The 24,468-nt window shown below is 63.3% G+C and carries 24 protein-coding genes; 12 read left to right on the top strand and 12 right to left on the bottom strand.

The genetic code is table 11. The features are described 5' to 3' along the window. The gene (gene nhaR, locus AC1RJW_RS21030; RefSeq protein ID WP_230505880.1) at positions 1–900 is read right to left on the bottom strand and encodes a transcriptional activator NhaR; all 900 of its coding nucleotides are present in this window, start codon (positions 898–900) and stop codon (positions 1–3) included. A 159-nt stretch (positions 901–1,059) separates the two neighbouring features. Between nhaR and AC1RJW_RS21025 the strand changes: the two genes are divergently transcribed. Further along, positions 1,060–2,022 (top strand): TerC family protein, encoded by a 963-nt coding sequence (locus AC1RJW_RS21025; protein WP_328571087.1) that lies wholly within the window; start codon positions 1,060–1,062, stop codon positions 2,020–2,022. 68 nt (positions 2,023–2,090) lie between these two features. Then, positions 2,091–2,492, top strand: a complete 402-nt coding sequence (locus tag AC1RJW_RS21020; protein WP_493046688.1) for a TerB family tellurite resistance protein — start codon at positions 2,091–2,093, stop codon at positions 2,490–2,492. 6 nt (positions 2,493–2,498) lie between these two features. Here the strand turns inward: AC1RJW_RS21020 and AC1RJW_RS21015 are convergent, their stop codons facing one another. Beyond that, positions 2,499–2,852 carry a YnfA family protein gene (locus tag AC1RJW_RS21015; RefSeq protein WP_289951155.1) on the bottom strand — a complete coding sequence of 118 codons (354 nt, stop codon included), beginning with the start codon at positions 2,850–2,852 and terminating at the stop codon, positions 2,499–2,501. A 45-nt stretch (positions 2,853–2,897) separates the two neighbouring features. Beyond that, a complete protein-coding gene (locus AC1RJW_RS21010) occupies positions 2,898–4,076 on the bottom strand; it encodes a sugar diacid recognition domain-containing protein (RefSeq protein ID WP_493046687.1) in 1,179 nt (392 codons plus the stop codon). A gap of 148 nt (positions 4,077–4,224) precedes the next feature. Between AC1RJW_RS21010 and AC1RJW_RS21005 the strand changes: the two genes are divergently transcribed. Further along, the gene (locus tag AC1RJW_RS21005; RefSeq protein ID WP_493046686.1) at positions 4,225–5,556 is read left to right on the top strand and encodes an MFS transporter; all 1,332 of its coding nucleotides are present in this window, start codon (positions 4,225–4,227) and stop codon (positions 5,554–5,556) included. Between the two features lie 32 nt (positions 5,557–5,588). After that, entirely contained in the window at positions 5,589–6,857 is a 1,269-nt protein-coding gene (locus tag AC1RJW_RS21000) for a glycerate kinase type-2 family protein (RefSeq protein WP_493046685.1), read from the top strand. Here the strand turns inward: AC1RJW_RS21000 and AC1RJW_RS20995 are convergent, their stop codons facing one another. Further along, positions 6,858–7,874, bottom strand: coding sequence for a zinc-binding alcohol dehydrogenase family protein (locus AC1RJW_RS20995; protein WP_493046684.1), 1,017 nt, complete (start codon positions 7,872–7,874; stop codon positions 6,858–6,860). It abuts the gene before it with no gap. Between the two features lie 105 nt (positions 7,875–7,979). Between AC1RJW_RS20995 and AC1RJW_RS20990 the strand changes: the two genes are divergently transcribed. Beyond that, positions 7,980–8,894: a LysR family transcriptional regulator gene (locus AC1RJW_RS20990; RefSeq protein ID WP_493046683.1), complete on the top strand. Its 915-nt coding sequence runs from the start codon at positions 7,980–7,982 to the stop codon at positions 8,892–8,894. 44 nt (positions 8,895–8,938) lie between these two features. Here the strand turns inward: AC1RJW_RS20990 and AC1RJW_RS20985 are convergent, their stop codons facing one another. Next, on the bottom strand, positions 8,939–9,316 hold the full coding sequence (locus AC1RJW_RS20985; protein WP_493046682.1) for a c-type cytochrome: 378 nt from the start codon (positions 9,314–9,316) through the stop codon (positions 8,939–8,941). Positions 9,317–9,566: 250 nt separating this feature from the next. Here AC1RJW_RS20985 and AC1RJW_RS20980 point away from each other — a divergent pair, with 250 nt between their 5' ends. The 3 genes from AC1RJW_RS20980 (at position 9,567) to AC1RJW_RS20970 (ending at position 13,516) form a co-directional block, all read left to right on the top strand. Continuing rightward, positions 9,567–11,114, top strand: coding sequence for a DUF1800 domain-containing protein (locus AC1RJW_RS20980; RefSeq protein WP_493046681.1), 1,548 nt, complete (start codon positions 9,567–9,569; stop codon positions 11,112–11,114). A gap of 15 nt (positions 11,115–11,129) precedes the next feature. Beyond that, on the top strand, positions 11,130–12,314 hold the full coding sequence (locus AC1RJW_RS20975; RefSeq protein WP_493046680.1) for a DUF1501 domain-containing protein: 1,185 nt from the start codon (positions 11,130–11,132) through the stop codon (positions 12,312–12,314). An 89-nt stretch (positions 12,315–12,403) separates the two neighbouring features. After that, positions 12,404–13,516: an AI-2E family transporter gene (locus tag AC1RJW_RS20970; protein WP_493046679.1), complete on the top strand. Its 1,113-nt coding sequence runs from the start codon at positions 12,404–12,406 to the stop codon at positions 13,514–13,516. Between the two features lie 214 nt (positions 13,517–13,730). Here AC1RJW_RS20970 and AC1RJW_RS20965 read toward each other — a convergent pair whose 3' ends face one another. Next, the gene (locus AC1RJW_RS20965) at positions 13,731–13,955 is read right to left on the bottom strand and encodes a hypothetical protein (RefSeq protein WP_010396348.1); all 225 of its coding nucleotides are present in this window, start codon (positions 13,953–13,955) and stop codon (positions 13,731–13,733) included. Positions 13,956–14,121: 166 nt separating this feature from the next. On the opposite strand from AC1RJW_RS20965, the gene AC1RJW_RS20960 reads away from it, so the two are divergent. From AC1RJW_RS20960 to AC1RJW_RS20950, 3 genes are read left to right on the top strand one after another with little or no spacing between them, the layout of a single operon-like run. Next, positions 14,122–14,856, top strand: coding sequence for a phosphatase PAP2 family protein (locus AC1RJW_RS20960; RefSeq protein ID WP_493046678.1), 735 nt, complete (start codon positions 14,122–14,124; stop codon positions 14,854–14,856). An 11-nt stretch (positions 14,857–14,867) separates the two neighbouring features. Beyond that, on the top strand, positions 14,868–15,776 hold the full coding sequence (locus AC1RJW_RS20955; RefSeq protein WP_493046817.1) for a diacylglycerol/lipid kinase family protein: 909 nt from the start codon (positions 14,868–14,870) through the stop codon (positions 15,774–15,776). 9 nt (positions 15,777–15,785) lie between these two features. Continuing rightward, positions 15,786–16,604, top strand: a complete 819-nt coding sequence (locus AC1RJW_RS20950) for a metallophosphoesterase family protein (RefSeq protein ID WP_493046677.1) — start codon at positions 15,786–15,788, stop codon at positions 16,602–16,604. A 15-nt stretch (positions 16,605–16,619) separates the two neighbouring features. Here AC1RJW_RS20950 and AC1RJW_RS20945 read toward each other — a convergent pair whose 3' ends face one another. From AC1RJW_RS20945 to AC1RJW_RS20930, 4 genes are all read right to left on the bottom strand, one after another. Beyond that, on the bottom strand, positions 16,620–16,910 hold the full coding sequence (locus tag AC1RJW_RS20945) for a type II toxin-antitoxin system RelE/ParE family toxin (RefSeq protein WP_493046676.1): 291 nt from the start codon (positions 16,908–16,910) through the stop codon (positions 16,620–16,622). Then, on the bottom strand, positions 16,903–17,148 hold the full coding sequence (locus tag AC1RJW_RS20940) for a type II toxin-antitoxin system ParD family antitoxin (RefSeq protein WP_070224900.1): 246 nt from the start codon (positions 17,146–17,148) through the stop codon (positions 16,903–16,905). The genes AC1RJW_RS20945 and AC1RJW_RS20940 overlap by 8 nt, the downstream gene beginning before the upstream one ends. 96 nt (positions 17,149–17,244) lie before the next feature. Next, the gene (gene cls, locus AC1RJW_RS20935) at positions 17,245–18,636 is read right to left on the bottom strand and encodes a cardiolipin synthase (RefSeq protein ID WP_493046675.1); all 1,392 of its coding nucleotides are present in this window, start codon (positions 18,634–18,636) and stop codon (positions 17,245–17,247) included. After that, positions 18,633–20,744, bottom strand: coding sequence for a site-specific recombinase (locus tag AC1RJW_RS20930; protein ID WP_493046674.1), 2,112 nt, complete (start codon positions 20,742–20,744; stop codon positions 18,633–18,635). Before AC1RJW_RS20930 ends, cls begins: the two co-directional genes overlap by 4 nt. A gap of 318 nt (positions 20,745–21,062) precedes the next feature. Between AC1RJW_RS20930 and AC1RJW_RS20925 the strand changes: the two genes are divergently transcribed. Further along, positions 21,063–22,172, top strand: coding sequence for a porin (locus tag AC1RJW_RS20925; RefSeq protein ID WP_493046673.1), 1,110 nt, complete (start codon positions 21,063–21,065; stop codon positions 22,170–22,172). Here the strand turns inward: AC1RJW_RS20925 and AC1RJW_RS20920 are convergent. Both AC1RJW_RS20920 and AC1RJW_RS20915 read right to left on the bottom strand, forming a co-directional pair. Next, on the bottom strand, positions 22,160–22,729 hold the full coding sequence (locus tag AC1RJW_RS20920) for a DUF3617 domain-containing protein (protein WP_493046672.1): 570 nt from the start codon (positions 22,727–22,729) through the stop codon (positions 22,160–22,162). The genes AC1RJW_RS20925 and AC1RJW_RS20920 overlap by 13 nt on opposite strands. Positions 22,730–22,796: 67 nt before the next feature. After that, positions 22,797–24,344, bottom strand: a complete 1,548-nt coding sequence (locus AC1RJW_RS20915) for a TerC family protein (protein ID WP_493046671.1) — start codon at positions 24,342–24,344, stop codon at positions 22,797–22,799. Positions 24,345–24,468 lie beyond the last annotated feature (124 nt).

Genomic DNA, 24,468 nt, shown 5'->3' with positions numbered 1-24,468 from the left:
CTAGACGAACAGTTCGCGCCGCGCGCTCTGGCTGATGGCGACGGTGGCCGGGTGGCTCAAACGGCGTTCCGTGGTGATCGCATACACCTGCTCGACGAGGCTGTCGACCCGCCCCAGCGCCACCACGCCATGCTGTTCGCACACCTGGGGCGCGATCACGGTGGGGGCGAAGAACAGGCCGGCGCCGGATTGGCCGAAGGCCTGCATCATGGCGCTGTCGTCGAACTCGCCCACGATGCGCGGGTGCAGATGGTTGTCGCCCAGCCATTGCAGCAGGCGGCCATAGATGGCGAAATCCTCGCCCGGCAGCAGCAGCGGCGCGCCGTTCAGGCATAGCGGAAAGCCGCCTTCCAGGGTGGCGGCCAGCGCCGGCGTGCCGAACAGGGTCATGCCGCTTTCGCCCAGCAGGTGGTTGTAGCCGCGCACGCTCAAGTGGGACGGCATGGGGCGGTCGGCGATGATCAGGTCCAGCCGGTGCACGGCCAGGTCCGCCAGCAGGCTGGCCAGCCGGCCTTCGCGGCAGATCATGCGCAGCGGTTCGGCCAGGCCCAGCGCCGGTTCGACCAGGCGGCAGGCGATCAGTTTCGACACGGAATCGGCGCAGCCCACGCGAAACGTGGTCGTCGCCGTGCGTGACTGGTCGCGCACGATTTCCAGCAATTCGTCGCCCGTGCTGAAAATCTCTTCCGCATGGCTGAGGATGCGCCTGCCCGTTTCCGTCAATTCCAGCTTGCGCCCGCTGCGGCGGAACAGTTCCACGCCCAGGGTGTCGGCAAAGTCGCTGAGCTGGCCAGAAATCGATTGCGGCGTCAGGTGCAGCTGCTCGGCCGCGCGGGCGATGCTGCCCGTCTTGGCCACCATCCAGAAATAGCGCAAGTGCTTGAAGTTGAGTGTCGACATGGTGGTCCCCGGCAAATTAATACATCGAGTTTTTCGATGTATTCGTAAATTATATTCGATTTGTTCGATGTTTATATTCAGCCTATGATGACTGCTCAATTCATGCAAGGAGAGTGCCATGGGCATCAGGATACAGACAGACAGTTGCGGAGGCCGCCGATGAATGGCCTGGAGAGTATTGCAACGGCACCCATGTGGGCCGGCTTCATCGTATTCGTCCTGTTCATGCTGGCGCTGGACCTGTTCGTCTTCGGCGGCAACAAGGCGCACAAGGTGGGCGTCAAGGAAGCGGCGACGTGGTCGCTCGTGTGGGTCAGCCTTGCCCTGCTGTTCAACGGCGGCCTGTGGTGGTACCTGAACGGCACGGCCGGCCCCGAGATCGCCAACCAGAAGGCGCTGGAGTTTTTCTCCGGCTACCTGATCGAGAAAGCCCTGTCGGTCGATAACGTGTTCGTCTTCCTGCTGATCTTCAGCGCCTTCCAGGTACCGATCCAGTACCAGCGCCGCGTGCTGATCTACGGCGTGCTGGGCGCGATCGTCATGCGCGCCGTGATGATCATGGCCGGCGCATGGGTGGTGAGCGAGTTCAGCTGGGTGCTGTACCTGTTCGGCGCCTTCCTGTTGATTACCGGCATGCGCATGCTGGTGGCGGCCGATGCGGAACCGGACGTGGCGAACAATCCCGTGCTGCGCTTTGCCCGCCGCCACTTGCGGGTAGCGGACGGCGACCACGGCGAGCGTTTCTTCGTGGCAAAGGGCGGTTTGCGCTATGTCACGCCGCTGTTCCTCGTGCTGATCCTGATCGAGGTGACGGACCTGGTGTTTGCGGTCGATTCGATCCCGGCGATCTTCGCCATCACGACGGACCCGTTCATCGTCTTCACGTCGAACCTGTTCGCCATCATGGGCTTGCGTGCCTTGTACTTCCTGCTGGTGGACGTGGCTGACCGCTTTCACATGCTCAAGTATGGCCTGGCGATGGTGCTGGTGTTCATCGGCGCCAAGATGCTGATCATGCCGTGGTACCACGTGCCGGTGGAAGCCTCGCTGCTGGTGGTGGCGGTGCTGATCGTGTCGAGCTGCGTGGCGAGCGTGTTCATCACCCGCAGCGACAAAAAGTAAGACTGCAGTACGGCGCGCCCCGCAAGGCGGTGGCGCGCTTTTTAAACTCACAATGGAAAGTAAAAACTATGCGTACCTATGAAACGAACAGTCCCCAGGCAGCGGGACGTATTCTGGCCCTGATGATGGTGGTCGACGGCAACCTGGCCAGCGCCGAGCTGCAAGCCATGCACCGCAGCAAGATTCTCGAGCATATCGACCTGGCGCCGGCCGCCTTTCAACAGCTGCTGCAAGACCTGTGCGACGACATGCTGACGTCGACCGTGCATGGCGCCGTGCAGCTGGCCCATGGCGTGATCGACAGCCTGCTCGATGAAATCACGGACCCGGACTTGCGCCGCAAGCTGCTGCAAGCCATGTGGAAGATTGCCGATGCGGACGACTGGCTGGCCGATGGCGAAGCCGTGCTGCTGGCCCGCGCCAGCGCGGCATGGTCGGCGGAAACGAATTTCCGCGCGCATGCCGCTTGACGCACGTCAAGCCGTTTTATGCCCCATGGCAATGACGGCGGCGCCGGCCAGGGCCAGGCCCACGCCCGTCACATCCGTCCAGGCGGGCGTGATGCCGTCCACCAGCCACAGCCATCCCAGCGCCGTGGCGATGTAGATGGCGCCATACGTGGCGTAGACCCGGCCGCTGGCGGCCGGATGCAGGGTCAGCAGCCACACGAAGATCAAGAGGCTGATAGCGGCCGGCAACAGCAGCCAGGCGCTGCCTTTGTTGCTCAGCCATAGCATGGGCAGGTAGCAGCCCAGCAGTTCGGCCACGGCCGTGACGGTAAACAGCCCGAAAGTGCGGGCAAGACTGGTCCATTCGATGGCGTCGTTCATGGTGTTCCTGTTGTGCGGTCAGCCGCTATTGTAGACGGGCATCTGTTAATGGAGCGGCTGGGCATCGAGTTGCAGGGCAACATACAGCAGCAGGCGGTCATCCGTGTCGTCCAGGTCCAGCCCCGTCAGTTCGGCGATTTTCTGCAGCCGGTAATCGAGCGTGTTGCGGTGGATATGCAGTGACCTGGCCGTGGCCATCGGGTGGCTGTGATGGCGGAACCAGGCGGCCAGGGTGCGCATCAGGGTGCCCGACTTGCGGTCGTGCGCCTGCAGGCGGGCCAGGGTCTGGCGCAATTGCTCCGCCTGCCAACCGTCCTGCAGGCCGGACAGCAGCACGGGCAAGCTCAGTTCAAGATAGGAAAAAGTAGCTTGCGCGCCATCGCGGGCGCGCCCCACGCGCGCCGTCTGCTTCGCCGATTCATACGAGGCCGTCGCCCCGTCGAGGCCCGGCAAGGCCACGCCCATGGACAGGGTGGCGGGCGGCGCGAGGGCCTGCTGCGCCACCTGGTGCAGTTCGAGCAGGCGCTGCCTGGCTTGCGCCGCGCGCGCCTGCTGCGGGCCGCTGGCGGGAAAGGCGTCGAGCAGCACCAGTTCGCCTGGCGAGACGACGGCCATCAGCAGGGCAGGCCAGCGCGCCGACAGGTCGGACTGCACTTGCTGCAGCTGCGTCAGCACCTGGTCCAGCCGTTCGCCCGGGCCTTCTCCCGCATCGGGTATTTCCAGCACGAACATGGCACGCGGCACGCGCAAGTCCAGCGCCAGGCGCGCCGCCCACGCCTGCATGCTGGCATCCGAAATGCCCGTGCGGTAGACGAGCTGGAACACGAATTCCTCGCGGTAGCGCTTTTCGTGCTGCAATTCGCTGAGCAGCCGCGCCTGCTCCAGCATCATTTCCGCCATGGCGCGCACCAGTTCGCCGAACTGGCGCACGGCATCGGGCTCGCCCGTCAGGCCCAGCACGCCGCAAATCTCGCCGCGCACCGTCAGGGGCAGGTTGATGCCGGCCCGCGTACCGGGCAGCCTGGCCATGTCGGCCGCGCCGATTTCCACGCCGCTGCGCTGCGCCAGCGCCAGTTGCGCGCCCGGATGCAGGTCGCCCACGCGCTGCGGGTCGCCGCTGGCCAGGATCACGCCGCGCGCATCGATGACGTTGACGCTGAACGGGATGATGGCCATGGTGCGCCGGACGATGTCTTGCGCCAGGGGGAAATCGATGCTCGTCATGGCTGCTGCGCCTTATGGTATTGTGCATTTGCATGGAATCATCGTGGTAAACACTATATTTCTTCATGCATCCGCACGATGACTGTTTCTGCGGGCGATTGTACGATGGGCTGCTCGTATCCCATAAAAAAATACTCAGGAGACACCCATGACCACCCATCCAGGCGCCAGCCTGCCCGCCGGCGCGTCCGCGCAGGACAGCGTGCGCGAAGGCGCCTACCGCAAGGTCACCTTGCATCTGATCCCTTTCATCTTCATTTGCTACCTGTTCAATTACCTGGACCGCGTGAATGTCGGGTTTGCCAAGCTGCAAATGCTCGATGCGCTGCAATGGAGCGAAAGCGTGTACGGCCTGGGCGCGGGCATTTTCTTCATCGGCTACGTGGCCAGCGGCGTGCCCAGCAACCTGCTGCTGCACCGCCTGGGCGCGCGCAAGGTCATCGGCACCCTGATGATCGCCTGGGGCATCGCTTCGGCCTGCCTGATGTTCGTCACCACGCCGGCCGCGTTCTACTCGCTGCGCTTCATCACGGGCGTGTTCGAGGCGGGCTTCTTCCCCGGCATCGTGCTGTACTTTACGAACTGGTATCCCGCTTCGCGCCGGGGCCGCATCATGGGCCTGTTCATGTCGGCCATTCCCATTTCCGGCTTGCTGGGCAGCCCCTTGTCGGGCTGGATGATGCAATCGTTCGCGGGCCACGGCGGCCTGGCCGGCTGGCAATGGATGTTCTTGCTGCAAGGCATCCCCACCGTATTGCTGGGTTTTCTCGTGTACGTGCTGCTGAACGACGGCATCGCCCAGGCGAAGTGGCTGAATACGCAAGAAAAGCAGCTGCTGCGCGCCGACCTCGACGAAGACGAACGCCAGCGCCGCAGTGGCGCCAGCACCACCGACACCTTCGCCAGCGTGTTGCGCAACAAGCACGTGTGGATGCTGGGCCTCGTGTATTTCTGCATCCAGATGGGCGTGTACGCGATCAACTTCTGGCTGCCCACCATCGTCAAGTCGCTGGGTTTCGCCAGCCCCGTCGCCGTGGGCTGGATCAGCGCCATACCCTACCTGTGCGCCAGCATCTTCATGATCTGGGTGGGCCGTTCGGCCGACAGGCACAAGGAACGCCGCTGGCACCTGAGCGGCCCCCTGCTGATGGCGCTGTGCGGCTTGCTGCTGGCGACCCAGGCGCACGGCAACGTGGTCATCGCCATCATCGGCCTGTCGCTGGCGACCATGGGCGCGCTGTCCGGCCTGCCCATGTTCTGGCCCCTGCCCACGGCCTTCCTGGGCAGCGCGGCGGCGGCCGGCGGCCTGGCGCTGATCAATTCGCTGGGGCAGGTGGCGGGCTTCGTCAGCCCCTTCCTCGTTGGCTGGATCAAGGATGCGACGGGTGGCACCGACGTGGCCCTGTATATTCTTTCCGCAGTCATGCTGCTGGGCGCCATACTGGTGATGCGCGTTCCCGCGCGCATTGTGAACCGTTGAACGAACCTGCCATCGAACCGGAGGAATTGACAATGACGACTACCGCGGCGCCGCGCGCCTTGCTGCAAGCCATGTTCCACGCCGCCATCGAGGCGGCGCAGCCATCGCATTGCATACCGCCCCATCTGCCGCCCGCGCCCAGGGGCCGGCTGATCGTGATCGGCGCCGGCAAGGCGTCGGCCGCCATGGCGCAAGCCGTGGAGCGGCACTGGCCGGGGCCGCTGTCGGGGCTGGTCGTCACGCGCTACGGCTATGCCGTGCCCTGTGCACGCATCGAGATCGTGGAAGCGTCGCACCCCGTGCCGGATGCGGCCGGCATGGCGGCAGCGCGGCGCATGCTGGACCTGGTGGGCAACTTGCAGGCGGACGACACGGTGCTGTGCCTGATCTCGGGCGGCGGCTCGTCGCTGCTGGCCTTGCCTTTGGACGGCATCACCCTGGAAGACAAGCAAGCCTTGAACCGCGCGCTGCTGGCGTCGGGCGCCACCATCGGCGAAATGAATTGCGTGCGCCGCCATTTGTCCGCCATCAAGGGCGGCCGGCTGGCGGCCGCCTGCCATCCGGCGCAGGTGGTGACGCTGGCGATTTCCGACGTGCCCGGCGACAAGCTGGGCGATATCGCCTCCGGCCCCACGGTGGGCGACGCGACGACGTGCGCCGACGCGCTGGCCATCGTGCGCCGCTATGGCATGGACTTGCCGGAGAGCATAAGAGCAACGCTGGAAAGCGGGCGCGGCGAATCCGTGAAACCCGATGACCTGCGGCTGGCGCGCACGCGCACGACCCTGGTCGCCACGCCGCAGATGGCCCTGGAAGCGGCCGCCGCCGTGGCGCGCGCGGCCGGCGTCACGCCGTATATATTGGGCGACAGCCTGGAAGGCGAGGCGCGCGACGTGGGGAAAGTCATGGCCGGCATCGCGCTGCAGACGGCGATGCGGGGCCAGCCGTTTCCCGCCCCGTGCGTGCTGCTGTCGGGCGGCGAAACGACGGTCACCGTGCGCGGCAACGGCCGCGGCGGGCGCAACGTGGAGTTTTTGCTGGCGTTGGGCATCGCGCTGGACGGACACGCGGGTATCCACGCGCTGGCGGGCGACACGGATGGCGTCGACGGCCAGGAAGAGATCGCCGGCGCGCTTCTGGCGCCCGACACCCTGCAGCGGGCCTGGGCGCTGGGCATCAAGCCCCGCGACAGCCTCGACAACAACGATGGCCACGGCTTCTTCCAGGCGCTGGGCGACGCCGTGATCACGGGCCCGACATTGACGAATGTCAATGATTTCCGGGCCATTTTGATTACCTGATCAGTTAAAACCTTCCAGGACGATTTTTCCCTTCGCCGTATTGCTCTCCAGCAGGGCATGCGCGCGCTTCAGATTCGCCGCATTGATCGTGCCGAAGCGTTCGGCCACGGTGGTCTTGATCACGCCCGCGTCCACCAGCTGCGCCAGTTCTTCCAGCAAGGCGTGCTGCTGGACCATGTCGGCCGTCTGGAACAGCGAACGGGTAAACATCAGTTCCCAGTGCAAGGACACGCTCTTGCCCTTGAACTTGCGCACGTCGATGTGCTCGGGATCGTCGATCAGGGCAAATTTCCCTTGCGGCGCGATCAGTTCGACAATTTGCTCGAAATGCTTGTCGGTCTGGTTCAGGCTGATCACGTAATCGACTGGCGGCAAGCCCAGGCGCGTGATTTCGGCGGCCAGCGGCAGGCTGTGGTCGATCACGTGGTGGGCGCCCAGTTGCTTGACCCAATCGGCCGTTTCCGCGCGCGAGGCCGTGCCGATGATGGTGACGCCCGTCAACTGCCGCGCCAGCTGCACCAGCACGGAACCGACGCCGCCGGCCGCGCCGATCACCAGCAGCGACTTGCCGGTCAGATTCTTGTCGCGGCTGAGCTGCAGGCGGTCGAACAGCAATTCCCACGCCGTGATCGCCGTGAGCGGCAGGGCGGCGGCCGGGGCGAAATCGAGGCTGGCCGGCATGTGACCGACGATGCGCTCGTCGACTAATTGAAATTCGCTGTTGCTGCCGGGGCGGTTGATGGCGCCCGCGTACCAGACCTTATCTCCCGCCTGGAACAGGGTGACGTCGGGCCCGACGGCGGTGACGACGCCGGCCGCATCCCAGCCCAGCACTTCCGGCTGGCCGTCTTTCGGCGCGCGGTTCTTGCGCACCTTGGTGTCGACGGGATTGACGGAAATGGCCTTGACGGCGACGAGCAGGTCGCGTCCCGTGGCGACGGGCGTGGGCAACTCGATGTCGAGCAGGGCGTTGGCATCCGTGATGGGCAGGCTGTGGTGGTAGGCGATGGCTTTCATGCTGATCCTTGGTCGAGAGTGGCGAGGCGATGACGTATGATGGTTGCTTTCACGCCCAGGAAAAAGAGGGCGCGTACCGAAACACTTTCAAAGGAATGCTGAAAATTGCTGCGACTCGATGACTTGCAGGTGTTTGTCCGCACGGCCGACCGGGGCAGCCTCTCGGCGGCCGCGCGCGAGCTCGGCATTTCGCCCGCGCTGGCCAGCGCCGCCGTCAAGCGCCTGGAAGGGGAATTGGGCTTGCGCCTGCTGGCCCGCACGACCCGTTCGCTGAGCCTGACGCCGGAAGGCACGCAATATCTCGAGCACGCGCGCGAAGCCTTGCGCCTGCTGCGCGCGGGCCATGACGCACTGCTGGCCGGCAAGGACAGTTTCGGCGGAACCTTGAAAATTGCCATGCCTTCCGACCTGGGCCGCAACCTGATGCTGGGCTGGCTGGACGAGTTCCAGCTGCGCCATCCGAAGCTGCGGTACCAGCTCAGCGTCAGCGACCGGGTGGCCGACATGGTGCGCCAGCAAGTGGACATTGCCTTGCGTTACGGCCAGCAAGACGATTCGAGCATGATCGCCATGCCCATCGCCCCCGCAAACGACAGAGTGCTGGTGGCCTCGCCCGGCTACCTGCGCGAACATGGCCCCTTGCTGGCGCTGGAAGACTTGCCGCAGCACAATTGCCTGCGCTTCGCGCTGGAGGACGGCTTGCACGACCGCTGGACCTTTTACCGCCTGCCCCAGCGCGAGCAAGTGACGATTTCCGTCAGCGGCAACCGCAGCGCCGACGATGCCGAGCTGGTGCGGCGCTGGGCCGTGGCGGGCCTGGGCATCGCCTATAAATCGCGGCTGGACGTGTCCGGCGACGTGGCGGCCGGCCGCCTGCACGTGCTGCTGCCCGAAGTGGCGGGCGAGGCCACGCCCCTGCACCTGGTCTGCATGCACCGGGCGCAGGTGACGCCGCTGGTGCTGCAGCTGCGCGATTTCTTGCGCGACAAGTGCGTGGAGTTATTGAAACAGCATGATTAATTGCGGATGATTCCTGCGCGAGATGTACTCCGCTGATTTCAAGATCAGCGGTTTTTGAAAATCACATCGCTCATATATTGATTCAAATCGCGAAAATCCTTTACCCGCCAGGCGTATGGCGCGATCTTGACGCCATTCTCTTTCAAGGTCTTTGGAATCAAATCGCCATTCGGACGGAGTATGACCGAGGATACGATCACGCCCGGATAATCCTTCAGGCGTTTCTTGAAAGCGGCCGTTGTCAGGTCCGGCGTGGGAGGCGTGCTTTTATTCGCCAATGGCCCTGTGCCCTTGATCTCTGCTCCATGGCACACGGCACAGCGCTGGACATACAGCGTTTTCCCATTCAGATTCTCCGCGAAGGTTGACGGCGTTTGAATGAGCGATAACATTCCCAATGCAGCGATAAATAATATTTTCATTTCTTTTTAATGTGGACGTATTGTATGGATAATGTCTGGTTCAAGAGAAAATACGCAGCTGCCATTGCAATACGCAATTCTCTTGATAACATTTTATCCGAGATTATTCATCAGTCACGTGCCCGTATCCTCGAGAAATTGCCTAATGAGCAATCCTGCTTGATTACAACTCGTTGCAAATGGCAATCATGCGCAGGTCAACCTGGGCGTACTCTCAGGCATTCTGCATGAAACCGCTTGAAGGATTGCCATGACCCCGAACCGATTATTGCCGACGACCTTGATGTCCCTGCTGTTGCTGGCCGGCTGTGCCGCGACGGCGCCGCCGGCCGCGCAGCATGCCGTCGCCGCGCCCGACAATGCCGCGCAAGGCATCGCGATGCTCGAGCGCGTCAGCTGGGGCATCAACGGGGGCAGCGTGCGCCATTTGCAAGAGAAAGGCTGGAACGCTTACCTGCAGGCACAGTTGCACCCGAGCAAAGCCAGCCTGCCGCCCGCCGTGCAGGCGCAGATCGACGCCATGACCATCAGCCAGGTGCCGCTCGATCAGCTCGTCATGTCCGTGGAGCAAAAGCGCAAGGAATCGGCCGGCGTCATGGACGACATGGCGAAGCAGCAGGCGCAAAAGGAGTACCAGCAGGAACTCAACCGCCTGGCGCGCGAGGCGGCCACGCGTTCGCTGTTGCTGGACGTGTATTCGCCGAACCAGCTGCAGCAGCAGCTGAGCTGGTTTTGGCTCAACCATTTCAGCGTGCACCAGGGCAAGCACAACTTGCGCGCCATGGTCGGCGACTACGAGGCGAATGCCATCGCGCCGCATGCTTTGGGGAAATTCCGCGACTTGCTGGGCGCCACCGTCCACCATCCGGCCATGCTGCGCTACCTGGACAATGAAGCCAATGCCGTCAAGCGCATCAATGAAAACTATGCGCGCGAGCTGATGGAACTGCACACTCTGGGCGTCAACGGCGGCTACAGCCAGACCGACGTGCAGGAACTGGCGCGTATCCTGACGGGCGTGGGTGTCAACCTGGGGCCGGATACGCCGAAGGTGAAACCGGCGCTGCAATCGCAATACGTGCGCCGCGGCCTGTTCGAATTCAATCCGAACCGCCACGATTACGGCGATAAACAATTTCTGGGGCAAACGGTGAAGGGCAGGGGACTGGCCGAACTCGATGAAGCGCTGGACCGCCTGAGCCGCAGTCCCGCCACCGCGCACTTTATCAGCGGCAAGCTGGCCCAGTATTTCGTGGGAGATAACCCTCCCGAAGCGCTGGTGGCGCGCATGGCGGCCACCTTCCAGCACAGCGACGGCATGATCGCCGACGTGCTGCAGACCATGTTCGGCAGTCCCGAGTTCCGGCAGTCGCTGGGCAAGAAATTCAAGGACCCCATGCATTACGTGGTGTCGGCCGTGCGCCTCAGCTACGACGACAAGCCCATCCTCAACGCTGGCCCCATGCTGAGCTGGCTCGCGCGCATGGGCCAGCCTTTGTACGGACGCCAGACGCCCGATGGCTATCCGCTGACGGATGCGTCCTGGGCCAGCCCCGGCCAGATGACGACGCGCTTCGATATCGCCCGCACCATCGGTTCGGGCAGCGCCGGCCTGTTCAGGACGGATGGGCCGCAGCCGCAAGAAAAGGTCGCGTTTCCCCAGTTGGCCAGCGCCCTGTATTACCAGTCGCTGCAGCCAACCTTGAGTGTCGCCACGCGCCAGGCGCTGGAGCAGGCCGCCTCGTCGCAGGAGTGGAACACGTTCCTGTTGTCTTCACCGGAAATGATGCACCGCTAGATTGAAAGGATCGCCATGAACCGTCGTGACCTGTTGAAAGCCCTGGCCGCCGCGCCCCTGTTGTCGCATGCGGGCAGCTTGCTGGCCGCGCCCGCCACGAATGCGAAGCTGCTGTTCGTCTTCCTGCGCGGCGGCTATGACGCGAATAACCTGCTGGTGCCGGTCGGCAGCGATTTTTATTACGCATCGCGGCCGAATATTGCCATCGCGAAACCCGGTGAAGACAACGGCGCGCTGGCCTTGAACGCCGACTGGGCCCTGCATCCGGCCTTGCGCGAGACCATCTATCCCATGTTCACGGGCGGCGAGGCGGCCTTCATCCCGTTTGCGGGCACGACGGATTTGACGCGCAGCCATTTCGAGACGCAGGACAGCATCGAACTGGGGCAGGAACTGGGCGGCCGGCGCGATTTCCGCTCGGGCTTTTTGAACCGGCTGGCGCAAAGCCTCAACAGCGGCAATCACGCCATTTCCTTCACAGACCAGCTGCCCTTGATCTTCCAGGGCGGCGTGCAAGTACCGAACATGGGGCTGCGCTCCGTGGGCAAGTCCGGTATTGATGCGCGTCAAAGCCAGCTCATCGCCGCCATGTACAAGGGCACGCCCTTGCAGCAACCGGTCAGCGCAGGCTTTGCCGTGCGCGCGGACGTGAGCCGGGAATTGACGGGAGAAATGCAGGCGGCCAACCGCAACGCCATCAGTACCAAGGGTTTTGAACTGGAAGCGCAGCGCATCGCCCGCTTGATGAAGGACAAATACAACCTTGGTTTCGTCGACGTGGGCGGCTGGGATACGCACGTGGGGCAGGGCGGCGCCAGCGGCTACCTGGCGGGACGTTTCGACGAGCTGGGGCGGGGCCTGGCCGCGTTTTCCCAGGAAATGGGCAGCGAATGGCGCAATACCGTGGTCGTCGTGGTCAGCGAATTTGGCCGCACCTTCCGCGAAAACGGCAACCGCGGCACGGACCATGGCCACGGCAGCGTGTTCTGGGTGCTCGGCGGCGGGATCAGGGGCAAGCAGGTGGCGGGCGAGCAGGTGGCGATTTCGCAGGCGACGCTGTTCCAGAACCGCGACATGCCCGTGCTGAATGAATACCGCGCCGTGCTGGGCGGCTTGCTGCGCCGCACCTTCGGTTTGACGCCGGCGCAACTCGATCATGTGTTTGCCGGCGTCAAACCGGTGGAGCTGGGACTGGTATAAGCTTGGCTGGTGGCGTGTTACGCTACGCCTGCGCAACTGGCGCATAGCGAATACTGGCGGCCTGTGGCGCCGGGCATGAATGGAGTGGTATGACCGATACCCAGCGCGACATCGTCAGCGCAGGCTTTTCCCTGGCCCTGATCGCCGTGACGGCCTTCGTCATGCAGCGTTTCTTTTTGCCGCTCGTGTGGGCCGGCATCCTGTGCGTGGCCACCTGGCCCCTGTACCTGCGCGTGCGCGCGGCGCTGGGCCAGCGCACCATCATCGCGGCGGCCGTGCTGACCCTGGCGTTCGCCTGCATCTTCATCATCCCCGTGCTGTTCGGCGTGGCGCAGGCGGCGCGCGAAGTGCCCGTGCTGGCCAATTTCGTCGTCCATGCGAATACCGACGGCTTGCCCGTGCCGGACTGGGTGGCGCATATTCCGCTGGCCGGCAGCGCCATCGGCGACTGGTGGCAAGCCACCCTGAGCCAGCCCCACGGCCTCGGCCACTTCTTTGCGGGCAGCGCCGTGGGCGGCTTTCATTCCGCGCGCGACATGCTGAAAGTCCTCGGCGCGGACGTCTTCCACCGCCTGGTCGACTTCGGCCTGGCCTTTTTATGCCTGTTTTTCTTCTACAAGGATGGCGAAGCGCTGACGCGCCAGATCACGGCCGTCGGCAGCCATTTCCTGCGCCCTGAACGCTGGGGCCGCTATGCGCAAAAGATTCCGACCGCCATCCGCGCCACCGTCAACGGCCTGGTGCTCGTGGGCCTGGCCGAAGGCGTGCTGATCGGCTTCGCCTATGCGATTGCCGGCTTGCCGTCGCCGGCCCTGTGGGCGTTCGCCACCGGTATTTTGGCCATCATCCCGTTCGGCGCGCCGCTCGCTTACCTGTGCGCGGCAGCCTTGCTGGTGTTCCAGGGCAATGTGGGCGCCGCCATCGGCGTGGCCGCGTGGGGCACCGTGGTGCTGTTCGTGGCCGACCACTTCGTGCGCCCCGGCATGATCGGCAACGCTACCCGCTTGCCTTTCCTGGCCGTGCTGTTCGGTATTTTGGGCGGCGTGGAGACCCTGGGTCTCGTGGGCCTGTTCATTGGCCCCGTCGTGATGGTGCTGTTCGTTACGCTGTGGTACGAAGCGAATGTGTTTGACAAGGTGGCGCCTGTCAAGGCAGGCGCGAATACACCTGCCAGCCCGGCCGCACCGGAGCGCACGCAGTAATGAGGGGTCGGCCAGCGTTGCCGCTGGCCGGTACTGGCGCGCTCCCGGCGTGGCCGGGCGAGGCTTTCAAGCAATGTCGTCGAAAGCCCCGGAATACGCCGAGAAAAATCGTAGCGAACGGCAACGAGTTGTGGCTAAGAAGCGCAGCTGTACTTTAGTACAGCGAGCATCGCAGGCCGCAAATCGCGCCGCGCAGTAGATTTTTAAGGCGTATTTAATGCGCTTTAGATAAGATCAAAAGCCAACGGCGCATCAGCAGCACTTCAACATAGCCCGGCTCGATGCCCGTACCGCACTCGATCAGGGGATTGACGGTGTAGTAGCGCTTGCGGAAGTCGCGGCAGACGAGGATTTCGCGCTTGCCCATGCGGACGAGGAAAGAGCTTGGGGCGTATTCCAGGCCGAACCGTGAGCCAAAACCGCTATTCAATGTTGCCATGACAATTCCTTTGAGGGAGATGTGTTGAACGAGTCATCAGAATAGCATAACTACTGTATGAAAACACAGCTACTGTATGAATAAACAGTATTTTTTTTGCTGGTGTGGTTTTTTTGATCATCGCCAGGAATATGAAAGAGAGATCAGTTTGCAAGAGAAAAATGACATGGGCATGACCACGGGCTGGGCCATGAAACTGCGCCGTTTCGTCGAGGCGCGCCTGTCGCCCGAAGGCGAGCTGGGCCTGCATATGACGGTGGGCGTGGCCCTGATGCTGGTGGCCATCGTGGTCTTCCACGAGATCGCCGAAGCCGTGATGGGCATGGCCCGGATCACCGTGATCGACCTGCAGGTGGCGCAGTGGTTCAACCAGCATGCCGTGCCGTGGATCACCAGTTGCCTGCTGGTCGTCACGCATATGCATGGCGTGATCGGCGCCATCACCCTGGCCGCCTTGCTGGGCTGGTATCTGCACCGCAAGGGCGCCGATTACTGGCTGTTTACCCTGGCCATCACCATGCCGGGCGTCATGTTTTTGAACCTGCTGTTAAAGTACATTTTTGTGCGCGCGCGGCCCAGCTTTGACGAGCCCATCCTGCAGACGGCCTTTAGCACGTACAGCTTTCCCAGCGGCCATACGGCCACCTCGACGGCCCTGTACGGCTTGCTGGCCGCCTACCTGATTTGCCAGACGGCACCGGGCGCCTGGGGCAAGCGCATCGCCATCGCGCTGGGCGCATTCCTGATGGCGTCGCTCGTCGGCTTCAGCCGCATTTATTTGGGCGCGCATTACCTGAGCGATGTGCTGGCGGCCATGGCGGAAAGCTATGGCTGGCTGGCCATCTGTATCGCCGGCGTGTCGACCCTGCGCCGCCGCCGGCATATCCGGCAAACGAAATAAGGGGAACGATCCTGAGCAAAATCGCCGTCATCATCAATGCGGGCGCCGGCTGCGGCTATGCGCCGGACTGGGCGCAGCAGCTTGAAGCACAATTCCTGGCCGTGGGCCTCGACGCCGCCATCACCCTGGCGCAAAGCGGGGCAGAGATGATCGCCACGGCCGAGCAAGCCTTGCGCGATGGCGCGCCGATCGTCGTGGCCGGGGGCGGCGACGGCACCATCAATGCCGTCGCCTCCGTCGTCGTCGGCAGCGGCACGCCGTTTGGCGTCTTGCCGCTGGGCACCTTGAACCATTTCGCCAAGGATCTGAATATTCCATTGACGCTCGACGCGGCGATTGCCAACGTGGCGCAGGGCGTGCCGCACCAGGTTGACGTGGGCGAAGTCAATGGCCGCATCTTCCTGAACAATTCCAGCCTGGGCCTGTATCCCGATATCGTGCGCGACCGCGAAAAGCAGCAGCGGCGGCTGGGACGGGGCAAGTGGCTGGCTTTCAGCTGGGCGCTGGTGGCGGCCTTGCGCCGCTATCCCTTTCTCAGCGTGCAGCTGAAAGTCAACGACGCCGTGCATGCGCGCCGCACGCCTTTCGTCTTCATCGGCAATAATGAATACCGGATGGAAGGCTTGAATATCGGCGAGCGCGAACGGCTCAACGGTGGCCAGCTGAGCCTGTACGTGGCACAGCGTCCGGGCCGCCTGGGCTTGCTGAAGCTGGCCTTGCACGCGCTGTTCGGCAAGTTGTCGCAGGCCAAGGATTTCGACGTGCTGACGGCCACTGACCTGGAGATCGCCACGCGACACCGCCGCCTGCGCGTGGCCACCGATGGCGAAGTGACCGTCATGAATACGCCGCTGCGCTACTGCATCCGCACGGCCGCGCTCGAAGTGATCGTGCCGGCGCCCGTGCCCGCCGCCAGCTAGGAGAGCGCCATGCGTACCATCGTGCATTTATCGGATCTGCATTTCGGCCGGGTCGACGGGGACTTGCTGGCGCCCTTGCGCGCGCTGGTCGAGCGGCTGGAACCGGACGTGGTGGTGGTCTCGGGCGACCTCACGCAGCGGGCCCGCAGCGCCCAGTTCCAGGCGGCGCGGCACTTTCTCGACAGCTTGCCGGGGCCGCAGATCGTGGTGCCGGGCAATCATGACGTACCGCTGTACAACGTCTTTTCCCGCTTCCTGACGCCGCTGGTGAAATACCGGCGCCATGTGACGGACGATTTGTCGCCCGAATACGTGGACGAGGAAATCGCCGTGCTGGGCATCAACACGGCCCGCTCATTGACGTTCAAGGATGGCCGCATCAGTCACGAGCAGATCGATTTCCTGCGTGAACGCCTGGGCCGTTTGCCGCCCGGTTTGACGCGCATCATCGTCACGCATCATCCATTTGACTTGCCCGAGCACTTCGACGAGGATGACCTGGTGGACCGCGCGCCGCTGGCGCTGCAAATGTTTTCCGAATGCGGCGTGGATTTATTGCTGGCGGGGCATCTGCATGCCAGCGTGGCGGGCAACACGGCCGAGCGCTACAAGATCGCCGGCTACGCGGCCCTGATGGTGCAGGCGGGCACGGCCACGTCGACGCGGGGCAGGGGCGAGTCGAACTCCTTCAATGTGCTGCGCGTGGAAAACAGTTGCATCAGGGTCGAGCGCTACAGCTGGAATGAAGACAGCGCCGAGTTTGAAAAGGTCAGCACGGAAGCGTTCGAACGCCAGGGCGGCGTGTGGGCCAGCTTGCGGCCGCTGTGATCGATGATGTTTTAATTACAGATGGCGTGCCGCATCCATGCGGTCATGCAAAATGCGGACGATGGCAATGCCATAGTGAGTGATGCGGAAATAAATCATGTGCCGTCCGACTTTGCGGCGCCGGTAGCCGGGCCGGATCTGCTCGCATGCCGGTGCCGTCTCGGGCGCGCGTGCCAGCTCATCGAAGGCTGCCGTCATGTTGTCAAGATAAACACTGGCCTGCTGCACGCTCCACCGCTGCGACGTATACGCCCAGATCGCCTCAAGATCACGTTCGGCGGCGGGCGTCAGCCGGTATTCAGCCATGCGCTGCCAGCATTCTCTGCTTGAAAGCCCTGGCGTCGAAAGGCTGGGGTTCGCCGCTTGCCTCGCCTTCCACCAGCGCCGCGCGGATCGCATCGAGTTCGGCGCTGCGTTCCTGTTCACGCCGGATCAGGTCGCGGATGTATTCGCTGTCGTTCGTATAGCGCCCGGCGTCAATTTGCGCCTTGATCCAATCGTCCTGCTGGTCCGTCAAGGTAATGGTCTTGCGCACGGTTCCCATGGTGGTCCACTCCAGATATGAGCAGTACGACGATCGTCATACTATTGGTGCAATATAGTGCATATTTGTGCAAATATCCAGCCGCCTGATCGGTGCTTACAGCCAGTAATTCATGAAACGGGCCGCCCATTCCTTCATGCGGTCGGAGATGGGCCGCGTTTCCCATTTCGCCTTGGTGATCTCTTGCGAGTCGCGCAAGTCTTCCTGGAAAGCGTTTTCCATTTCCCGGCCGAAACTGTCACCCAGCACGATCACGTTCAGCTCGCTGTTGTGCAGGAAGCTGCGCATGTCGATATTCGTCGAGCCGACCGTTGACCAGGCGCCGTCGATGACGGCCGTCTTGGCGTGCAGCACGGCCAGTTTCAGATGGAAGATGCGGATGCCGCCGGCCAGCAGCTGGTCGTACAGCGCGTGTCCCGCATGGAACACGAGGCCGCTGTCGGATACGCCGGGCAGCACCACGGTGACGTCCACGCCCCGCTTGGCGGCCGCGACCAGCGCGTCGACCGTCTGCTGGTCGGGCACGAAATAGGCGGACGTGATGTGGATCGATTTTTTTGCTTCCTGGATGGCCAGGATGTAGGCCTTGTAGATTTCGAAGCCGCCGTCCGGCTCGCTGGCCACCACGCGCACCAGCTTGTCGCCCACTTCGGACAGCACGGGGAAATAATTTGCGTCCGGCAAGTCGGCCTGGTCTTGCTGGGCCCAGGTGCGGATGAACAGCCACTGGAAGGCGGCCACGGCCGGGCCTTCCACTTTCACGTGGGTATCGCGCCAGCCTACGTCCTTCTTGTCGGTGGGCTTCGATTTCGAGCGGAACAGCGAGCTCTTGGCATAGGTATCGCTGATATTGATGCCGCCCGTAAACGCCATTGTGCCGTCGACGATCAGCACCTTGCGGTGGTCGCGGTTGTTGATCTTCCAGTCGTCGCCCTTGAGCTTGGCGGGATTGACGGGGTTGAACGCCACCAGGTGCACGCCGGCCGCGCGCATGCGGTCAAAAAACGCCTGCGGCACGCCGATCGTGCCCACGCTGTCGTAGATGACGTTGACCGTCACACCCGCTTGCTGCTTTTCGATCAGCATGTCGGCAAACTTCAGGCCCAGCGGGTCCTGGTCGAAGATATACGTTTCCAGGTTGATGCTGTTTTTCGCTTCGCTGATGGCCTGGAACATGGCGGCCATGGTTTGCGGGCCATCAAACAGCAGGGTCACCTTGTTGCCCTTGATCAAAGGCACGCCCGTGGCCGCCTCTTCCAGCGCGGCCTGGGTCTTCAAGTCCATGCCGGACTTGGCCCAGCGCTTGTTGAGCAGGGCGGCCCGGCTGTTGACGTTCAGCATGGCGCCCTTGCCCGTGATGACATTGGGCTTGGCCACGGGTTCCAGGGTGGTATTGAGATTTTTAACGTTTGGCAACGCGGCGCATGCAGCCAGGGTCCAGCACAGCAGGAGGGCGGTGAGGCAGGGTTGCATGCGGCGAGCGGTCATTTTTGAGCCTTGGTCGTGGGTGACAGGTTTGCCGAGTCATCGGCCAGTGCCAGTGGCGGCGGGTTTTTCGAACCGAAGAAGAAGACGATGGGCGAGCGCAGGAAACGCTTGCCCAGGATTTTCAACAATTGCATGCCGTGCTTGAAGCGCACCTGGCGCGAACGCAGGGCCACCCACAGGGCCAGGCCGAAGCTGACCAGCAGGTTGGCCGTGCCGATGGCGAAGATGCCCGACAGCGACTTGACGGCCAGCTGCCAGCTCATATTGTGGTCGAGTCCCACCAGCGCTGTCGCAAAGTTGGCGGCCGAGAAGGTGATGTGGCGGATATCGATGGGCAAGCCGATCAAAAAGCCCAGGGTGCCGATGGAACCGAGCAATATACCGAAATAGAAGTTACCCATCAGGCCGCCCAGGTTGTTTTCCAGGTACAGGCCCAGCCGCTGCAGGCGCTCCTGGCCGATCACGCGGCCCAGGCCGCGCAATTGCGCGATGCGCTGCGCCCAGCGCGTGTACAGGGCCTGATTGTCGTAGTAGCCGGAAATCAGGCCGGCCACGAACAGGCACACGCCCGCGATCATGGCGTAGAAGATGGCGGGGCTGCCGATGGGGTCGATATCGTGCAGCAGATGCATGGCTTTTTCCGGCGATACCAGGTTGTGCCCGGTAATCGCCTTGTAGCCGAGCGCGATCAGCCACGCCGTGGGGATGGCCGTCGCCAGGTTGCCCAGCACGGCCATGTTTTGCGTGCGGAAGACCTTGTTGATCAGTTCCGCCATGCTGTCGAGGTCGATATTCCGGCCATCCTTGCTGTGCAGGCCGGCGGCGATGCGCGACGCCGTCATGGCCGGCTGCTTGGTGGCCACCGTGAAGTGCAGCAAGTGGATGAACATGAAGCCGATCGAGTAATTCATGCTGAACATGAACGCTTCGACCAGCGGCGCCGAGCGCAGGTAGGACATCAATATCTTGAACAGGGCCATGAAGCCGATGATCACGCCCGCGCCCGCGGACGAGAGGAACATGGCGCCCATTTCGCGGCGGTTTTCCGCGATGTAGTGCTCGCCCGTGCGGCTGGCGTTTTCCGTCACATTGCGCGCCAGCAAGTTGATATTGTCGGAAAACAGGTCGCTGACCTTGTATTTGTGGTTGTGCGCGCGGATCAGCTCCAGCGCCAGCCCGACGGCGCCCGCGCGGCGGCGGCTGACCGGTTGCGGGTGCAGCAAGTCCTGCGTGGCGTCTACCGTGATGGCGTCGATGTCCACGTTGTTCGATGCGGGCAGCTCGCCGCTCGTGTCGACGAGGAACAGCAGCTTGCGCAGGCGGTCGATGCTCTGCGCCAGCGCCACCAGCAGGTAGGTCAGAGGAATGCTGGTGCCCTGGTACAGGGCCTTCTTGCGGATCTTGGCGATGACGGCGTCGCACTGGTCCAGCATCACCAGCAAATGGCGCGCATCCTCGATGTGCTCGATATCGCCCTGCAGCAGGCTCGTGTAGGCGTCCAGGTAGGCGTTCACTTCCGTGTTCTGCACCATGAACGGCGACTGGAACACTTCAATTTCGCTGTGAAAACGCGTCAGTTCCGGTTCCAGGCCCATGGCGCAGACGCGGTAGGACAGGGTGCGGATGGCATCGAGCATGCCTGGCAACATGATATTGCCATCGCCGACGGCCAGTTCGATGTCGTCGCTGGTGAGCACGTCGAACAGTTCCAGCCAGTCCGTGGCGGGCACGTTGCTGATCCACAAATAATCGGTCTTCAGGTACAGCACCTGGTCGAGCGCGTCGTTCAGGTATTCGTCGCCGAGGGCGGGCGGCAGCATGCGGTAGGCGATGCGGCGTTTCAATTCTGTAAAGAAGCCGCTGTTCGACAGCACGCCGATGTCCGTGTACAGGCTGGCGTGGCGGCGCGCGGCCAGCACGCGCAGCACGTATTCGTGCAGGGCGCGCGCTTGCGCGGGGTTACCTTTGAGAAGCTGGCGCAGGGTGCGCACGTTGGCAATCGCGGTAGCGCTGTCGTGGGGGCGCTTGGGACGCAGTGAGTTGAATAATTCCACCAGCAAGTCGATATTGCTGGAGTTGGGGTCAATGCGTTCGAGGATAGCTAGCATGCAGAAAAAACGGGCGAGCCGCTGTCGGTAAAACCAGTAGTGTACCGCCTGCGTCAGATCGCGCAACGTTCGCCACCGAACATTGCTTTACGGCAGGGCCTGCAATTCACGCCATTTTGCCGCTAGTGCCACAATCATGGTCAACCTTGCGTGTTGTCAGTGCGCGACTCTTTTCGTGGGGCTAAGCTGAAGTTTCTGTTGTACAACGCACGGATGGCTGGACAAAAAGCGAGGATAAGGTAACACTGAGATCAGACACACAGCGCATGTCCTGATCAATACCGGGAAGTTTCAATTCACGTGACCGAGATATTTATCATGAAGACCTCGTATTTTGCGCTTGCTGTGATAGGGATGGGGCCATTCGCGCTGGGCGCGACGGCCCAGGCTGCCGATGGCGCGGGCAGTGCCGCATCCACCAACGTTGCCGTGTACGGCGTGCTCGACGCGGGTATCGTGGCCGAACGGGGCTGTGCCGCCGGTTGCGCCGGCACCAAGGTGTCCGGCGGCGTCGCCTCCGGCTCGCGCCTGGGCGTGCAGGGCCGCGAAGCGCTGGGCAACGACGTTTCCGCCGTGTTTACCCTGGAAGCGGGCATCCAGAACGACACGGGCCAGTCGGAAGATGGCCGGCTGTTCGGCCGCCAGGCCTACGTGGGCCTGGACAGCCGCCTGGGCGCGCTGACCCTGGGGCGCCAGTACAATCTGCAATACCTGGCCCTCACCGACGTGGCCGACCCGTTCAAGGGCGGCATGGCCGGCAGCGCCGGCAACCTGGCCGGCTACAGCGTGAAACGCTACGACAATACCGTCAAATACGTGACGCCCGCCTTGCGCGGCGTGACGGCCAGCGCCATCTACAGCTTCGGCGAGTCGCCATACAGCAGCGCCAACAACCGCGCGTATGGCGCCACCCTCGGCTATTCGGCCGGCGCCGTGAATGTCAGCGTGTCGCACCAGCGCAAGAACAACTTCATCCTCGCCTCCGGCACCTTGCCCGCCATCGATATGTCGTCGCGCAACACCCTGATCGCGGCGAACATCGACCTGAAAGTGGCCACCGCCTTTGCCGCCGTGGGCGTGAACAAGGGCTATGGCAGCTCGCCATGGGACCCGAACAATGCCTACAGCTCGCTGGCCCTGTCGATGTCGTCGTCGGACAGCCGCGACACCTTGCTCGGCGTGTCCGTGCCCGTGGGCGGCTTCAAGCTGCTGGCCTCGTACGTGCGCAAGGACGACCGCGACCTGGCCGACCGCGACGCCAATCAGGTGGCCGTCGGCCTCACGTATTCCCTGTCAAAACGCAGCGATTTCTACGCCTCCTACGCGAAGATCCACAACAAGAACGGCGCCCGCTACACGGTGGGCAATGCCAGCGATGCGGGACGCGGCGACGCCGCTTTCAATATGGGCTTCCGTCACGGCTTCTGAGCGGCGGCGGAAGGCGCGGGGCACGTTGCCCCCAGCCACTTGCCGTTGCTCGTCACATTCACCTGTTCCGGCGTGCCGCGCGCGCTGGTCGTCACCGCCAGTTGCATGCTGAACGCCTGGTCGCCACTGAAGCGCACCTGGCCTTCGCCGCTCGATTTCGGGTTGGCGCACGTGAACGACACGTTCATGCCGCCCGCGGTGTCGGTGTTCTTTGATTTGCAATCGCCGGGCTGGCCCGTGGGAATCTGCCTGCGCGCCGCCATTTCCGGCGTCACGCACGCCGTCACGCGCACGGCGCCGTCGGCGCCCACGGTGGGCATGGCCATGCCGCGGCTGGCGGCCATGCTTTCCAGCTGCTTGCGTTGATCGGGAGGAAGGTTGCCCAGCTGCTGCAGCACCATGGACATGGCGTTGTCGGTGGCGGCGTCGGGCGACGCCATCTTGCTGTCGACTTGCCACAGGCCAGGCTTGATGGCGGGGGATGGCGCGGCGGCCTGGGCTTGGCTGCCCAAGGCGGCGCAAGCCAGCAGGGTCAGGCGTAGCAAAGAATGTTTCATGTGGGCGTCTCCGGAAAAGGCAGACCCCAGCATACGGCATGGCAAGCGGGGCACGCTTGCCATTGTGTTACAAACTGTGATCGGGCTCGATGCGGCGCACGTCCACGCAGGCGATGCGGCGCTCGTCCGCCTCGAGGATCTCATAGCGCAGATCATCGAGTTCCAGCACCTCGCCCACGGCAGGCATGTTCTCGAAATGCGCCAGCAGGAAGCCGGCCAGCGAGTTGTACTCGCCGTCTTCGCTGACCAGGGTTTCCGTCTCGAACACTTGCTCCAGGTAATGCAGGTCCGTCGCGCCATCGATGCGCCAGTGGCCTGGGCCCAGCACTTCCACGTCGGGCTGCTCGTCCTCGTCGGGGAATTCGCCGGCGATGGCTTCCAGGATGTCGATGGGCGTGAGCACGCCTTGCACGGTGCCGAATTCGTCGACCACCAGCACCAGCTGGCCGCGCGAGCGCTTCAGGGTTTCCATGGCTTTCAGCACGCCGGCCGCTTCCGGCACGACGACGGCTTCGCGCATGCTGGCCGGATCGATCTTGCCATGCGAGACGAGGTCTTCGATCAGGTCCTTGCTGCGCGCGATGCCGACCACATTGTCGAGGTCATCGTTGCAGACAGGAATCATGCTGTGCGGCGTGTCGCGCAACAGTTGCAGCATTTTCTCGCTGCTGTCGTTCAGGTTGACCCACGAGACGTCGCCGCGCGGCGTCATCACGGAACGGATCGAGCGTTCGGCCAGGGTCAGCACGCCGCTGACCATGTTGCGCTCTTCCACGCCGAAGGCGGAGACGTCGGGCAATTCCTTGACTTCGTGCTCTTCCACGGCTTCGCGGCCCTTGCGTCCGCCCAGCAGGCTCAGCACGGCTTGCGCCGTGCGGTCGCGCAGCGGGGCGTTCGACTGCAGCTTGAGGAAGTTGCGGCGCGCCAGCTGGTTGAAGAACTCGATGACGATGGAGAAACCGATGGCGGCGTACAGATAGCCTTTCGGAATGTGGAAGCCCAGGCCTTCGGCCACCAGCGACAGGCCGATCATCAGCAAAAAGCTCAGACACAGCACGACGACGGTGGGGTGGGCGTTGACGAAGCGCGTCAGCACCTTCGAGGCCAGCATCATGACGATGATGGAAATGACGACGGCCGCCATCATCACGTACAGGTTTTCCACCATGCCGACGGCCGTGATGACGGCGTCGAGCGAAAAGACGGCGTCGAGCACGACGATCTGCGCCACCACGAGGCCGAAGCCGGCGTAGACTTTCGGCCCCGTCTGGGCATGCGTGACGCCTTCGAGGCGCTCGTGCAGCTCGCTGGTGGCCTTGAACAGCAGGAACAGGCCGCCGACGAGCAGGATCAGGTCGCGCCCGGAAAACGAAAAAGTCAGTATGGAAAACAAGGGCGTCGTCAGCGTGACGAGCCAGGAAATCAGCGAGAGCAGGCCCAGGCGCATGACGAGGGCCAGGGTCAGGCCCAGCACGCGCGCCTTGTCGCGCTGGTGCGGCGGCAGCTTTTCGGCCAGGATGGCGATGAAGATCAGGTTGTCGATACCCAGTACGATTTCCAGTACGACCAGCGTCAGCAGGCCGACCCAGATTGTCGGGTCAAATAACCATTCCATGTGTGTAACCTTGTAAAGTCAGTAAGTATCAAGCTTGCCTGGTGGCTATTGCCCCAGGGAACCGTGTTGCGAGTGCGTGATGTGGCGGCGGGGGGGGGGGGGGGGGGGGGGGGGGGGGGCGTAC

It is taken from the genome of Janthinobacterium sp. GW822-FHT07A03, from assembly GCF_058798815.1.
This window is presented reverse-complemented; position numbering and strand designations above follow the sequence as displayed.

What these genes read in the sequence shown, in the direction of transcription:
- nhaR (WP_230505880.1), bottom strand. Translation starts at nt 900, where the DNA reads ATGTCGACACTCAACTTCAAGCACTTGCGCTATTTCTGGATGGTGGCC.
- AC1RJW_RS21025 (WP_328571087.1), top strand. Translation starts at nt 1,060, where the DNA reads ATGAATGGCCTGGAGAGTATTGCAACGGCACCCATGTGGGCCGGCTTC.
- AC1RJW_RS21020 (WP_493046688.1), top strand. Translation starts at nt 2,091, where the DNA reads ATGCGTACCTATGAAACGAACAGTCCCCAGGCAGCGGGACGTATTCTG.
- AC1RJW_RS21015 (WP_289951155.1), bottom strand. Translation starts at nt 2,852, where the DNA reads ATGAACGACGCCATCGAATGGACCAGTCTTGCCCGCACTTTCGGGCTG.
- AC1RJW_RS21010 (WP_493046687.1), bottom strand. Translation starts at nt 4,076, where the DNA reads ATGACGAGCATCGATTTCCCCCTGGCGCAAGACATCGTCCGGCGCACC.
- AC1RJW_RS21005 (WP_493046686.1), top strand. Translation starts at nt 4,225, where the DNA reads ATGACCACCCATCCAGGCGCCAGCCTGCCCGCCGGCGCGTCCGCGCAG.
- AC1RJW_RS21000 (WP_493046685.1), top strand. Translation starts at nt 5,589, where the DNA reads ATGACGACTACCGCGGCGCCGCGCGCCTTGCTGCAAGCCATGTTCCAC.
- AC1RJW_RS20995 (WP_493046684.1), bottom strand. Translation starts at nt 7,874, where the DNA reads ATGAAAGCCATCGCCTACCACCACAGCCTGCCCATCACGGATGCCAAC.
- AC1RJW_RS20985 (WP_493046682.1), bottom strand. Translation starts at nt 9,316, where the DNA reads ATGAAAATATTATTTATCGCTGCATTGGGAATGTTATCGCTCATTCAA.
- AC1RJW_RS20980 (WP_493046681.1), top strand. Translation starts at nt 9,567, where the DNA reads ATGACCCCGAACCGATTATTGCCGACGACCTTGATGTCCCTGCTGTTG.
- AC1RJW_RS20975 (WP_493046680.1), top strand. Translation starts at nt 11,130, where the DNA reads ATGAACCGTCGTGACCTGTTGAAAGCCCTGGCCGCCGCGCCCCTGTTG.
- AC1RJW_RS20970 (WP_493046679.1), top strand. Translation starts at nt 12,404, where the DNA reads ATGACCGATACCCAGCGCGACATCGTCAGCGCAGGCTTTTCCCTGGCC.
- AC1RJW_RS20965 (WP_010396348.1), bottom strand. Translation starts at nt 13,955, where the DNA reads ATGGCAACATTGAATAGCGGTTTTGGCTCACGGTTCGGCCTGGAATAC.
- AC1RJW_RS20960 (WP_493046678.1), top strand. Translation starts at nt 14,122, where the DNA reads ATGGGCATGACCACGGGCTGGGCCATGAAACTGCGCCGTTTCGTCGAG.
- AC1RJW_RS20950 (WP_493046677.1), top strand. Translation starts at nt 15,786, where the DNA reads ATGCGTACCATCGTGCATTTATCGGATCTGCATTTCGGCCGGGTCGAC.
- AC1RJW_RS20945 (WP_493046676.1), bottom strand. Translation starts at nt 16,910, where the DNA reads ATGGCTGAATACCGGCTGACGCCCGCCGCCGAACGTGATCTTGAGGCG.
- AC1RJW_RS20940 (WP_070224900.1), bottom strand. Translation starts at nt 17,148, where the DNA reads ATGGGAACCGTGCGCAAGACCATTACCTTGACGGACCAGCAGGACGAT.
- cls (WP_493046675.1), bottom strand. Translation starts at nt 18,636, where the DNA reads ATGACCGCTCGCCGCATGCAACCCTGCCTCACCGCCCTCCTGCTGTGC.
- AC1RJW_RS20930 (WP_493046674.1), bottom strand. Translation starts at nt 20,744, where the DNA reads ATGCTAGCTATCCTCGAACGCATTGACCCCAACTCCAGCAATATCGAC.
- AC1RJW_RS20925 (WP_493046673.1), top strand. Translation starts at nt 21,063, where the DNA reads ATGAAGACCTCGTATTTTGCGCTTGCTGTGATAGGGATGGGGCCATTC.
- AC1RJW_RS20920 (WP_493046672.1), bottom strand. Translation starts at nt 22,729, where the DNA reads ATGAAACATTCTTTGCTACGCCTGACCCTGCTGGCTTGCGCCGCCTTG.
- AC1RJW_RS20915 (WP_493046671.1), bottom strand. Translation starts at nt 24,344, where the DNA reads ATGGAATGGTTATTTGACCCGACAATCTGGGTCGGCCTGCTGACGCTG.